A 12,086-nucleotide genomic window follows, 5' to 3' on the forward strand; every position below is an offset into this window, starting at 1 on the left:
CTCCCTCAGTACATCAGCGACGGTTCGAGCTGCTCGGTCGCGGCCGCGGGCCGCCACTCCTCCTCGGCGCCCCCGCGGACGTGCCGGACGAGGAGCACGACCTCGGCGACGGCGAGCGCGCCGTACAGCAGCGTGAAGACGGTCAGCGAGGTGGCCACCTCGGCCAGGCTCACGCCGGGCGACACGCTGGCGGCCGTCAGCAGCTCGCCCGCGACCGTCCACGGCTGGCGGCCGATCTCGCTGAGCAGCCACCCGGCGGTGACCGCGGCCAGCGGCAGCGGCAGGGCCAGCAGGAACGCCCGCGCCAGCCATCTCGGCATGTCACGCCTTCCGCGGGTCAGCCAGAGGCCGAGCACCGACAGGCCCACCGTGGCCATCCCGAACACGATCATCACCCGGAACGACCAGAACACGACCGCCTGGTCCGGCCGGTAGTCCCCGGGGCCGAACTCCTGCTCGAAGCGCCGCTGCAGGTCCTCGGTGCCCTGGACGGTGGCGCCCGCGTCGTGGGTGGCCAGGAAGCTCAGGACGGCGGGGATCTCGATGCCCGGGGCGACGCTGAACGCCGCGCCGGCGGTGTCGCGCTCCAGCCCTTCGGCGGAGGCCAGCTTCATGGGCTGCTGCTCGTGCATCAGCCTGGCGGACGTGTCGCCCGTGCCCGCGACGACGGCCCCCGCGATCGCCGTCATGATGAGCGCGCCCCTGGCGGCGCCGCGCCACATGCCGGCGCGCGTCCTCAGCAGCCAGTATCCGCTCACGGCCAGCACGAAGCCGCCCGCCACGACGAACGCCGCCCCGATCACGTGGGGCACCTGGGCCAGCGCCGTGGGGTTGGTCAGCACCGCCCACAGGTCGGTCATCCTGGCCTTGCCGCCGACGACCTCGTAGCCGACGGGGTGCTTCATCCAGGCGTTGGCGGCCAGGATGAAGTAGGCCGACAGGTTGGAGCCGATGGCGGCCGCCCAGATGCACGCCAGGTGCGCCCTCTTCGGCAGCCGGTCCCAGCCGAAGATCCACAATCCCAGGAACGTCGACTCCATGAAGAAGGCCAGCAGCGCCTCCATCGCCAGGGGCGCCCCGAAGACGTCGCCGACGAACGTGGAGTATTCACTCCAGTTCATCCCGAACTGGAACTCCTGCACGATGCCGGTGACCACGCCCATGGCGAAGTTGATGAGGAAGAGCTTGCCGAAGAACTTCGTGAGCCGCAGGTAGTGCTCCTTGCCCGTGCGGTGCCAGGCCGTCTGCAGGCCCGCCACGAAGACGCCCAGACCGATGGTCAGCGGCACGAACAGGAAGTGGTACACGGTGGTCACCCCGAATTGCCACCGTGCGAGGTCAAGTGCGTCCATCGTCTGCGTCGACTCCCGTGAGCTCTACAAGCTGTAGTACATCTACTTGCAGTAGTACTACAAGCTGTAGAGCAATGGGGTGCGACCTTGGTCACAGTCCCTCTCCCCGTCTGGCAGGTGTTGCCCTTATCGGCCAGCACGCGGCCGCCTAAAGTTGCTCCATGAAGGTGGGTGGCAGCGCCGTGATCGGCGTTCAGAGAGATCAGGTGTGGACGGCGCTCCAGGATCCGGCGGTGCTGGTGCGCACCATCCCGGGGTGCGAACGCCTGGAGGAGTCGGGACACGACACGTACCGGATGACGGTCAACGCGGGTGTCGCCTCCATCAAGGGGGTCTACCAGGGGGAGGTGGCGCTGACCGACCCGCTCGCGCCCGAGTGCTTCACGCTCAGGGCCCGCGGGCAGGGCGCGCCGGGGACGGTCGACGCCACCGTCGTGGTACGGCTGACCGAGATCGACGGCGGCACCCGCGTCGACTACGACGCCGACGCCGTGATCGGCGGGATGATCGGCGGAGTCGGGCAGCGCATGCTCGGCTCGGTGGCCAGGCGGACGGCGGGCGAGTTCTTCTCGGCCGTCGAGGAGCACCTGCTCGCACCGGCGGAAACGCCCGCCACCATCTCAGGTGCGGCGGCTCCGACCTCCGGAGACCTGGCTCTCTCCGGCCCGGCCCCCGGCGGCCTGGCCGCGGAGGCTCCCGCCGGCCCGGCTTCCGGCGGTCCGGGTGGGCAGGGCGTCACCGCGTCCGGAGCCGCCGCGCCCGTGGGTGGCGCCCGGCCGGCCGGGGCCGTTCACCAGCGGCCCGCCAAGGCGCGCGCGGAGACGCGGCCATGGGTGATGCTGGCGTCGTTCGGCATGGGCGCGGGCGTGGCGGTCGGCGGTGTCGTGGTGGGCTGGCTGCTCGGCCGCGGCTCCCGGCGCCGAGACCCCTGACGGCGGGCGGAAACAGGTGGTGAGGGGCGTGGCGGCGTGGCCGGGGCTCTCGCGGAAAAGGATCTCCCGGCGTAGCGTGGCTGTATGCGGCAGGCACACGCTGAAGACGCGAGGACCGAGGCCAGACGAGTCGTACGCAACCTGCTCGGCGAGGAGCGCCCGACGGCCCCGACCCTCATTGACGGCGTACGCCCCGTGCTCGGCGACGAGCGGACCGATCGCACGCTGGAGCTGGCGCTCGGGGCCTCGCTCACGAGACGCTCCGCCGAGCTGGCCGCCATCGCCGCACTGCTGGTCGGCACCCGCGAGCTGGGCGCGGAGTGGTGGACGCGGGCCAGGGGCGGCAAGCTGCCCCCTCCCGACGAGGTGGTGCGCACGGCCGTCGCGATCGAGCCGTGGACCGATCTGACCGCGCTGGAGATGCTGGCGGCCTGGATCGCCGACGACGCCGCCGAGCAGCTGTGGGGCCGGCCGGTCGCCCAGGTCGATCTCAACTCCTGGCAGGCGGAAGACCGTTTCCGCCTGCCGCCGGGGGTCAGGCCGGGGCAGCGGCTCGTGGTCCACTTCGACGCCGGCGGGCGGCTCGACGCGGTCGTCACGCGCCGGACCGACGACGACCTCGGATCCAATCTGGACTTCCAGTCGCTGCGTTACTCGCGGCCCGCCGAGGCGCAGTGGAGCTGGGGCGTGGCGGCCGGGCTCGGGCCGCACCGGCTGCCGGGGGAACGCCCCGACCCCTACGCGCGCGAGGTCCCCGCGGCGGCCTCGGGCGTGCTCCGCGACTGGGCCGTGCGCCACGGAGCCACCCGCGAGCAGCTGGGCGAGCGGTGGGAGACCGTGGGGGACGTCGTGGCCGCCATCGAGCGGGTCGACTGGATGTGGCGCAGCGGCGAGTGGTTCGGGTGGTGGCGCGGCGCGTCGGCGCTGGTGGACGACTCGGCCTACCTGCCGTACCGGCTGGAGGAGCTCGCCGCGGGCTGATCCGCCCCGGACGGGGGCGGCGCGGGAGGAATCAGCGCGCGGGGCGGAAGGTTGCATCGGTACATGAAGGTCGAGATTTTCTCCGATGTCGTGTGCCCCTGGTGTTACATCGGGCATGTCAGGTTCGCTCGGGCGGCTGAGCGGTTCCGGGCCCGGGGCGGCACCCTCGAGGTGACGATGCGCCCGTTCCAGCTCGACCCCGGCGCCTCCGCGCAGGGCGAGCCCGCCCTTCCCGCGCTCGAGCGGAAGTTCGGGGCGAACGCCCGCCAGATGACCGAGCGCGTCGTCACCACCGCCGCCGGCGACGGCCTGCGGCTCGACTATGACAAGGCCGTCGCCGCCAACACGTTCGAGGCGCACCGGCTGATCGAGGTGGCCACGCGGCAGGGGTTCGGCACGGAGATGGCCGAGCGGCTGTTCCGCGCGTACTTCACCGAGGGCAGGAACGTCGGCGACGCCGGCGTTCTCGGCGAGCTGGCGGCCGAGGCCGGGGTGCACGACGACGGGAAGGGCGCCGAGGAGGTGCGCGGGCAGCTCGCCAGGGCACGCGAGCTCGGGATCACGGGGGTGCCGCTGTTCCTGTTCGAAGGCAAGTTCGCGGTGTCGGGCGCGCAGCCGGAGGAGACCTTCGCGGCCGCGATCGACGAGGTGGCCGAGCGCACGGGGCAGGCGCCGATCACCCAGCTCGCCGCCCCCGCCGACGGTTGCGACGACGACGGCTACTGCGCCGTCTGAACGGGCTCGTGACCGGCGTCCGCCGAGCCCTCGCCGAGCCGGCCGGAGCGGTGGTGCCTGCGGCAGAGCACCTGGTAGCGCACGCGTGCGGCGTCGGTGTCGCCGATCACGACCTGCTCGCCCGTACGCGCCATCGCCCCGCCCACGACCCTGGCGTTCAGCTGCCCGGGCCGGCCGCACCAGCACAGCACCTCGACCTGCAGCCGGCACACCTCGTCGGCCAGCTCGAACAGCCGCTGGGCGGCAGGGAACATCACCGAACGGAAGTCGGAGGCCAGCCCGAACGCGTACACGTCGACGCCGTGCTCGTCCACCAGGTCGGCGAGCTGCTCGATCTGCTCGACCGTGTAGAAGCAGGCCTCGTCGCAGATCAGGTAGTCGATCCTGTCGTGCGCGGTCACCAGCCGGACGAGGTCGAGATCGTCCTCCACCTCGATCGCCTCGAGACCGAGCCCTATCCGGCTGGTGACCTTGGGGCCGCCGGAGCGGTCGTGCTTGGTCAGCACCAGGCCGCGCCGCCCTTGCCGGCCGTGGTTGTAGTTCATCTGGAGGGCGAGCGTGGACTTCCCGCAGTCCATGGGGCCGAAGTAGAACTTCAGCACGGCATCCCTGACACCAGACGGCACCGCAGACAAGGCAGACACTTCAGTCACAGGCCGCCAGCTTAGTGGCTTGGCTTGTTCCATGACCTCATGGGACATTTCTCCCCTGGAGTTACAGGAGGAAGTGTGGTCACCGATAATTCGCCGTCCAACCCGCCCTCGACCCCGCCGTCCGGGGGGCCGTCCAGCGGGCTGTCCAGCGGGCCGTCCAGCGGGCCGTCCAGCCCTCCGGCACTCGACGCGATGATGTCTCAGGACGACATCACGGCCGCCCAGGCCGAGGCGACCCGATGGCGCTACGGATTCCTCGTCGTCGTCACCGGGATCGTCGCCGTCCTGGTCGCCTTCGGCGCCGCCGTGTTCGCCACCCGGGAGTTCGCCGTGCTGTTCGCGGGCGTGGCCGGTGTGATCGGCACCATCATCGGAGCGTATTTTGGGGTGCAGGCCGGTCAGTCCGGCAAGGCCAGGGTGGAGGCAGAGCTCTCCCGCTCCCAGGAGATGGTGGTGAGGCTGGCCGCGTACGTCGGCACAGACAACGCGCCCCGGGTCATCGACGAAGTTCTCGGCCGTCGCCGAAGCTAGAGGAGCCATGCGTAGCGTCCGTATCGGAGTGGACACCGGAGGCACCTTCACCGACGTCGTGGCGGTGGACGAGCAGACCGGTGAGATCCTCACCACCAAGACCCCCTCGACCCCCGCGAACCCGGCGGACGGGTTCGTCTCGGGCATCGAGAAGCTGGGTGAGCTCGACATCGGCTCGATCGTGCACGGCACCACGGTGGCGACGAACCAGCTGCTCGAAGACCGCATCGCCGACCTCGGGTTCATCACGACCGAGGGCTTCGAATTCATTCTGGAGATCGCCAGGCAGAGCGTGCCCGACGGCTACGGCAACTCCTACTTCTGGGTCAAGCCGCCGAGGATCGTGCCCGTGCACCAGGTCAGGACCGTCGGCGGGCGGCTCGACCACCTGGGCGAGGAGGTGTGGCCGTTCTCCGAGGAGCAGGCCGTCGAGGTGGCCCGCTGGTTCAAGGCCAGGGGCATCACCGCCATCGGGGTGTGCTTCCTGCACGCGTACGCCAACCCCGAGCACGAGCGGCGCATGCGCGAGGTGCTGTGGCGCGAGCACCCGGAGGCGGTGATCTCCTTGTCGAGCGACGTGCTGCGCGAATACCGCGAGTACGAGCGCTCGGTGACCACCCTCGTGGACGCCGCCGTCAAACCGGCGATGCGCGGCTACATCGCCGGCCTGTCCAACCGGCTCGGCACGCCGTTCTCCGTGATGAAGTCGAACGGCGGCATCCTGTCGGCCCGCGAGGTCGTCAACCAGCCGATCACCACGGTGCTGTCGGGGCCCGCGGCGGGCGCGCTCGGCGCGGCGCTCATCGCGTCCACGGCGGGCCGCCGGTCGGTGATCACGCTGGACGGCGGCGGCACCTCCACCGACGTGGCCGTGGTGGTCGACGGTGAGCCGTCCATCACCACGGAGGGGTCCGTCGGCCGCTACCCGTGCAAGATCCCGATGATCGACATCGTCACCGTCGGCGCGGGCGGCGGCTCGATCGCGTGGATCTCGCCCGAGGGCACGCTCAAGGTCGGGCCGAAGTCCGCCGGCGCCGACCCGGGCCCGCTCTGCTACGGCAAGGGCGGCACGGAGGTGACGGTCACCGACGCGCACGTGTTCCTCGGACGCATCCCGCCGCACCTGCTGGGCGGGGAGATCCCGCTGGACGCCGGAGCCGCCCGCGCGGGCATCCAGGCGCTGGCCGGCAAGCTCGGCCTGACCCCCGAGCGCACGGCGACGGGCATCCTGGAGATCAGCGCGTTCAACCAGAGCAACGCGATCCGGCAGCTCACCGTCAAGCGCGGGCTGGACGTGCGGGACTTCCCGCTGGTGACGTTCGGCGGGTCGGGGCCGCTGCTGGCCTGCCGGCTGATCGACATCCTCGGCCTGCCGTCCGTGGTCGTCCCGCGCGACCCCGGCAACGTGTCGGCGTTCGGGCTGCTCACGGTCGACGTCAAGAACGACTACGTCCGTACGTACGTCACCCGCGACCTCGAACTCGGCAAGGCGGTCGAGATCTTCCACGACCTGGAACATCAGGCGGGCGAGGCGCTGGACCGCGAGGGCTTCGACGACCCGGTCTACGTGCGCAGCGCCGACCTGCGCTACTACGGGCAGGCGTACGAGGTGCGGGTGGCCGCTCCCGCGGGCGAGATCGACGAGGCCTGGCAGGCCGAGGTCGTCGACCGTTTCCACGCCGCCCACGAGAAGCTGTACGGCTACGCCTACCGCGACGACCCCCGCCACGGCGTCGAATGGGTCAACCTGCGCGTGTCCGGCATCGGCCCCATCAGCCGTCCGGTCATCCCCCGCCTGGACAAGGCGGGCGAGGGCGCCACCTCGGTGCGTCCCGTGCACTTCGACGAGACCCGCGACACCCCCATCCACCAGCGCTCCGCGCTCGGCCCCGGCGCCACGGTCACGGGCCCGGCGGTGATCGAGGAGTACGGCTCCACGATCCCCATCCACCCGGGCTTCACCGCGACGGTGGACGACTTCGGCAACGTGGAGATATCCGCAGTGGACGAGGAACGGTGAACGACCGATGAACACGGCTGACCCCATTCTGGTGGAGATCGTCGAGGGGACCCTCGCGTCCGTCGAGAAGGAGGTCGAGACGGCCATCGCGCGCACGGCCCGCTCGCCGATGATCCGCGACGCCCACGACTTCCGCGCCGGCATCCACGACGTGCGCATGCGCAAGCTGACCGGCCGCTCCTACAGCGCGCTGGTGCAGCCGGTCGTGCGCGACTTCCCCGTCGAGACGATGAAGCCCGGCGACGTCTACTTCCACAACGACGTCTACCTCTCGGAAGGCGGCATCGGCCACCTGCCCGACCTGTGCGTCACCGTGCCGGTGTTCCACGAGGGGGAGGTGGTGGCGTTCGTGCAGGCGTTCGGCCACCACGACGACATCGGCGGATCCGTGCCCGGGTCCATGCCCTCGCACGCCCGGTCGGTCTACGAAGAGGGCCTGATGGTGCCGCCCATCAAACTGTGGGACGAGGGCGTGCCCAACGAGGCCGCGCTGCGCATCATGACCCGCAACTCCCGCATGCCCGACTCCCTCGCCGGCGACCTCGACGCCGAGTGCTCGGCCTGCCTCATGGGGGCGCGGCGGCTGGCGGAGCTGTTCGACCGGTACGGCAGGCAGGCCGTCGAGGAGAGCTTCGACGCGATCATCGGCAAGACCACCGAGACGTTCCGCAGGGAACTGCTCGCCAAGATCCCCGAGGGCACGTACGTGTGGGAGGACTACGCCGAGCACGACGGCGTGGACGAGCCGCGCCTGCACGCCCAGCGCATCACCCTCACCGTCGACCACTCCGCCCTCGGACACGCGGGCGGCCAGGCGCCGCTGACCATCGACTTCACCGGCACGTCGCCGCAGGCCAAGGGGCCGATCAACCACGCGGGCGACTACGCCGACGGCGTGTTCATGAAGAAGTGGCTGGCCCCGGTGCTGCGCAACCTGGCCGACACGCCGGAGCGCATGGCCGAGCTCGACGTCAACGAGGGCGTCGTCCCCCTCATCAACATGATCTTCCCGGAGAAGGGCAGCCTGCTCACCCCGGTCTTCCCCGCTCCCACCAACGCCCGCACGTTCGTCATCCTGCGGCTGCTCGGCGTGCTGGCGGGCGTGCTCGCCAAGGCCACGGGCGGGCGCATGCCGGCCGACCAGGAGACCATCCGCTACACCGGCGTCCACGGCACCGGCGCCGACGGCGAGCCGTACCTGATGCGGGAGGTGCTGGGCGGCGGCTCCGGTGGGCGCTGGTACGCCGACGGCGAGGACACCATCCACGTGGTGCCCGACTCGCGCAACATCCCCGTGGAGTTCGCCGAGGCCCGCTGGCCGTTCCGGGTGGAGCGCCTGGCGCTGGCCTGCGACTCGGGCGGGCCGGGCATGTTCAGGGGCGGTCTCGGCTACGACAAGCACATCAGGATGCTCAGGGACGCGTCGTACATGTCCATCGCCGACCGCTCGATCCTGTCCTGCTGGGGCGTCAACGGCGGCCTGGCCGGGCGGCCGTTCCGCGTGGAGATCGCGGGCAAGGAGATGGAGGGACTGGTCGACGACCACCCGGTGCAGGCGGGAGAGCTGATCAGGATCCGCACCACCGGGGGCGGCGGATGGGGCTCACCCTACGATCGCGACCCCCGGGCGGTGGCCGCGGACGTGCGCGACGGGAAGGTGTCGATCGCCGGCGCGCTGGGCGACTACGGCGTGGTGCTCGACGGCGATCGTATCGACGAGCAGGGCACCGCCGAGCTGAGGGCCCGGCTGCGGCCTCCGGCCGGACGGTTCTTCGACCGCGGGCCGGGGTACGCGAAACTCGCCGGCCGGCCCTTCGCGGACGTCGACGAGCTCAGAAGCCCTCTCGACAGCGGCCCTCCCGACAGCGGCCCTCCCGACAGCGGCCCGCCCCATGACGGCGCGCCTGACAGCGGCCCGTCGCACGGCGGCCCGCCTGAGAGCGGCCGGTCCCATGACGGCCCGCCCGACAGCCCGCCCGACGGCCCGCCCGACAGCCCGCCCGACAGCTCGCCCGACGGCCCGCCCGACGGCCCGCCCGACAGGGGCGCTCCCGGCGATGACCCGGCCGACGGCGGCTCGCCCGGCGAAGGCCCGGTCGGAGAGCCCTGACAGGTGCCCCCCGACCCGGGACGCGTGGCGAGCCGCGGGTTCGGTCAGCGCGGGTTCGGTCAGCGCTGGTTCGGTCAGGGCGTGTCGAAGCTGGCGAAGTAGGTGGCCGACATGCCTCGTCACCGTGCCTCTGGGCCTCGGCGCGGCGCAGCCGCTCGCCCGCCGCCGCCACCACGTCGAGCCGCACGCCGGCCGCCTCTCCTCTCCCGCCTGCGTGATCAGCCGGGTGTCCTTCGCCGCGTTGCTGACGGCGGAGCCGGTCGTGAAGTCGCCCTCCGGGATCGACGCCGATCTCGCCTGGAAGCAAGGGCCGTCCATCGGGCCACCGGTGATCACTCGGCGGATCGGGCCGGGGTCGACGCCGAGCCGTGGCCGGCGCGAGGGCCCGCTTGCCGGCGGTTGACACGGTGGCGATGACCCGCCCCGCACCGAAGAGCCGGGCCGGCTGCACAGCCAGCGGCCCGACGCCGCCAATCGTTGGGTGATTTGCATGCTTCGTGTGAGTATCTGCGCTTATGCGGAGCCGGGCAGGCTCGCCTCATGTCTGTTTCGTGTGACGAATCGAACCCGACTCACCGCGTGGAGGCAGGCCCGGCTCGACCGCCGCCCCACCGGAGTACCCATCTCACCGACCTGCGCGACATCTTCAACTCGATCCCAGGTCGGGCACGTAGGACACGTCGATGCGGGAGGCCGCAGCCGATGCAGTGGAAGCGCAGCGGGCAGGCGTGCCCGCCGGCGGCAACGTGAGCGAGTCCCGCTTCAGTACGCCTATCCCGAGCCTTCTTGCTGGCACACCGGTCAAATGACTGATTCGCCGTGATGCGGCGCATGTCAGCCTGCTGGGGCCAACGCAAGATCAGGTTCCGGTGCTCTTCCTCATCCCGCCTCGTGCGCGGAGTACCGCGGGTTGGCCCGACCGGACTATACGGTCTCGTGTTCATCACTCGCGCTCCCGGTCGGAGCCGAGTCAAAGAAGGGGACTCCATGAAGCGAATCGCAAGGTGCGCGGCCAGCGTCGCGCTCGCCGCGGCCGGCCTACTGGGAAGTAGCGCCACTGCCCAGGCCGCCATCATCTACTGTAAACCCGGTTATATCTGCCTTTGGGAGCACACAAACTTCGAAGGGTATCGTGTAGACATGCAAGTCAATCAAGAAGACGTTTATTCTTGGTGCCGCAATCTGGGAGCAATCAACAACGAAGTAAGCTCAATGAAGAACGCAGGCGGAGAAAACGTATGGTTCTTCGACGGTAGAAATTGCACCGGAACTAAGGGCTACGTGGCGCTAAACGGTTCGGAAGACTCTACCCTGAGTAACAACGGCTGGAACGACAGGGTCACCTCGATAGGGGGACCTCGATAGGGGGACCTCAATAGGCCTACCTGGTCTTAAGAAACACGCGATCTGGATCTCCGCAAGCCTGCGACCTGCTGCGATCAATTTTGCGAGGTTCAGATCAGCGATCTCTGTTTAATACTCGATAATAGTTCGACGGCCGGCAACTCGTGTCGGCCGTCGAGCTCCTGGCCACCGTGCTGAGGACTGCCGCGCCGCACCGCTCGATTGTGAAGTTGCCTGGCAATACCTCCTTACGTCAGATGCCGGATGGCATCGACGGCCAACATCATGGGTCACCGGAGAAACAGCGTGGGTGTGCGTTTGCGGGTTGTGAGTGCGGTCCTGCTATCCGGTATGACGGCTTGCTCGTCGCCGGCAGAGCCAAAGGTCCTCTCTGCACCGGTTCCGATCGGGCTGGAGGCTCGCAGGCTGTCAGTGCCATTCGACCGCTACAACTTCTCCCCGAAGGACATGTCGCTACTCAAAAGCGCCGAGGACCTTTTCATCCATGACTGTATGCGGGCCCGTGGCATGAAGTGGCAGGTGCTACCTCCAGCTGTGGAGGATGAGATAGAGCCGCCCAACCGCCGCCGTTACGGCGTTATCGAACCCGAGGTAGCCCGCCTGTTCGGCTATCACCCCGCCCCGGCCCTCCCTTCGGTGGCGCGGCGCAGCGCGGTGCATGAGCTCCGCATGGAACACCTCTCAGCCACGGAACGGCATGCCGCGTACGGTAAGGCGGACGGCTGTCTCAAACATGCCCGCGACCGTATTCAGCAAGGAGTTCCGCCCGTCGACGCGAAGTTGTTCAACAAGCTGATTTTCGATACCTTCGCGCAGTCCAAGCGCGACTCCCAGGTCGTCCGGGCCTTCCAGGTGTGGAGTGCCTGCATGCGCGACGATGGCCTGCATTACCCCGATCCGCTGGCCGCCGCCGGCGACCAGCGGTGGGACCATGACGAGCCGACCCAGGAAGAGCGTCGCGCGGCACAGACGGACGTGCGATGCAAGGCGAAGAGCGACATGATCTCCGTCTGGTCCGCCGCGGAGAAGCGCCTTCAGGATGCCGCCATTCGCGCGCACCCTGCACAGTTCCGCACGCTACAGGCAGCCAAAGACCGGCAGCTTGACACCGCCCGCCGCATCCTGGCTGATCAGAACCAACGCCCGGCCGGGGCACCACTATCGGGCTACACCGTGCTCTCCGCGCTCACCGCGTTCTTCTACGGCCAGGCGGCCGGCGACATCGAACGGATCATCACCGGCCCGGCGACGCAGTTCTGCTTCTTCGGCATGTGGTCGTCGCTGTACGCCTACACGCCCGGACTCTTTCCCGCCAGATGCGGAGCGACCGCCGCCGGCAGGCTGGGCGCCCTCTCGGGCGCCGTCCTGGTCCCCGTGCCGCAGCTGCCATGATGGTCTCCATTTCCA

11 protein-coding genes are annotated in these 12,086 nt (G+C 69.9%); 9 read left to right on the forward strand and 2 right to left on the reverse strand.

From position 1 onward, the window contains the following. Positions 1-5: 5 nt before the first annotated feature. A complete protein-coding gene (locus ACTWPV_RS08260; RefSeq protein WP_443151252.1) occupies positions 6-1,352 on the reverse strand; it encodes a cytochrome ubiquinol oxidase subunit I in 1,347 nt (448 codons plus the stop codon). 161 nt (positions 1,353-1,513) lie between these two features. Here ACTWPV_RS08260 and ACTWPV_RS08265 point away from each other — a divergent pair, with 161 nt between their 5' ends. The 3 genes from ACTWPV_RS08265 to ACTWPV_RS08275 all read left to right on the forward strand — a co-directional run bounded on the left by ACTWPV_RS08265 (position 1,514) and on the right by ACTWPV_RS08275 (position 4,000). Beyond that, on the forward strand, positions 1,514-2,284 hold the full coding sequence (locus ACTWPV_RS08265) for an SRPBCC family protein (protein WP_443151253.1): 771 nt from the start codon (positions 1,514-1,516) through the stop codon (positions 2,282-2,284). 84 nt (positions 2,285-2,368) lie between these two features. Beyond that, positions 2,369-3,265, forward strand: coding sequence for a hypothetical protein (locus ACTWPV_RS08270; RefSeq protein WP_443151254.1), 897 nt, complete (start codon positions 2,369-2,371; stop codon positions 3,263-3,265). A gap of 63 nt (positions 3,266-3,328) precedes the next feature. After that, the gene (locus tag ACTWPV_RS08275; protein ID WP_443151255.1) at positions 3,329-4,000 is read left to right on the forward strand and encodes a DsbA family oxidoreductase; all 672 of its coding nucleotides are present in this window, start codon (positions 3,329-3,331) and stop codon (positions 3,998-4,000) included. On the opposite strand, the gene ACTWPV_RS08280 is transcribed toward ACTWPV_RS08275, so the two are convergent. Then, entirely contained in the window at positions 3,985-4,602 is a 618-nt protein-coding gene (locus tag ACTWPV_RS08280; RefSeq protein WP_443151256.1) for a thymidine kinase, read from the reverse strand. The two genes, ACTWPV_RS08275 and ACTWPV_RS08280, sit on opposite strands and share 16 nt — an antisense overlap. A gap of 126 nt (positions 4,603-4,728) precedes the next feature. Here ACTWPV_RS08280 and ACTWPV_RS08285 point away from each other — a divergent pair, with 126 nt between their 5' ends. The 6 genes from ACTWPV_RS08285 (at position 4,729) to ACTWPV_RS08310 (ending at position 12,071) form a co-directional block, all read left to right on the forward strand. Next, positions 4,729-5,184, forward strand: coding sequence for a hypothetical protein (locus tag ACTWPV_RS08285; protein ID WP_443151257.1), 456 nt, complete (start codon positions 4,729-4,731; stop codon positions 5,182-5,184). Between the two features lie 7 nt (positions 5,185-5,191). Then, positions 5,192-7,204 (forward strand): hydantoinase/oxoprolinase family protein, encoded by a 2,013-nt coding sequence (locus ACTWPV_RS08290; RefSeq protein ID WP_347644288.1) that lies wholly within the window; start codon positions 5,192-5,194, stop codon positions 7,202-7,204. A gap of 7 nt (positions 7,205-7,211) precedes the next feature. Further along, positions 7,212-9,314 carry a hydantoinase B/oxoprolinase family protein gene (locus tag ACTWPV_RS08295; protein WP_443151258.1) on the forward strand — a complete coding sequence of 701 codons (2,103 nt, stop codon included), beginning with the start codon at positions 7,212-7,214 and terminating at the stop codon, positions 9,312-9,314. A gap of 124 nt (positions 9,315-9,438) precedes the next feature. Continuing rightward, positions 9,439-9,717 carry a hypothetical protein gene (locus ACTWPV_RS08300; RefSeq protein ID WP_443151259.1) on the forward strand — a complete coding sequence of 93 codons (279 nt, stop codon included), beginning with the start codon at positions 9,439-9,441 and terminating at the stop codon, positions 9,715-9,717. 584 nt (positions 9,718-10,301) lie between these two features. Beyond that, the gene (locus tag ACTWPV_RS08305; protein ID WP_443151260.1) at positions 10,302-10,679 is read left to right on the forward strand and encodes a peptidase inhibitor family I36 protein; all 378 of its coding nucleotides are present in this window, start codon (positions 10,302-10,304) and stop codon (positions 10,677-10,679) included. 411 nt (positions 10,680-11,090) lie between these two features. Further along, the gene (locus ACTWPV_RS08310) at positions 11,091-12,071 is read left to right on the forward strand and encodes a hypothetical protein (protein WP_443151261.1); all 981 of its coding nucleotides are present in this window, start codon (positions 11,091-11,093) and stop codon (positions 12,069-12,071) included. Positions 12,072-12,086: the final 15 nt, after the last annotated feature.

Source organism: Nonomuraea sp. KM88 (assembly GCF_052245635.1).
Classification (GTDB): domain Bacteria; phylum Actinomycetota; class Actinomycetes; order Streptosporangiales; family Streptosporangiaceae; genus Nonomuraea.

What these genes read in the sequence shown, in the direction of transcription:
- ACTWPV_RS08260 (WP_443151252.1), bottom strand. Translation starts at nt 1,352, where the DNA reads ATGGACGCACTTGACCTCGCACGGTGGCAATTCGGGGTGACCACCGTG.
- ACTWPV_RS08265 (WP_443151253.1), top strand. Translation starts at nt 1,514, where the DNA reads ATGAAGGTGGGTGGCAGCGCCGTGATCGGCGTTCAGAGAGATCAGGTG.
- ACTWPV_RS08270 (WP_443151254.1), top strand. Translation starts at nt 2,369, where the DNA reads ATGCGGCAGGCACACGCTGAAGACGCGAGGACCGAGGCCAGACGAGTC.
- ACTWPV_RS08275 (WP_443151255.1), top strand. Translation starts at nt 3,329, where the DNA reads ATGAAGGTCGAGATTTTCTCCGATGTCGTGTGCCCCTGGTGTTACATC.
- ACTWPV_RS08290 (WP_347644288.1), top strand. Translation starts at nt 5,192, where the DNA reads ATGCGTAGCGTCCGTATCGGAGTGGACACCGGAGGCACCTTCACCGAC.
- ACTWPV_RS08295 (WP_443151258.1), top strand. Translation starts at nt 7,212, where the DNA reads ATGAACACGGCTGACCCCATTCTGGTGGAGATCGTCGAGGGGACCCTC.
- ACTWPV_RS08305 (WP_443151260.1), top strand. Translation starts at nt 10,302, where the DNA reads ATGAAGCGAATCGCAAGGTGCGCGGCCAGCGTCGCGCTCGCCGCGGCC.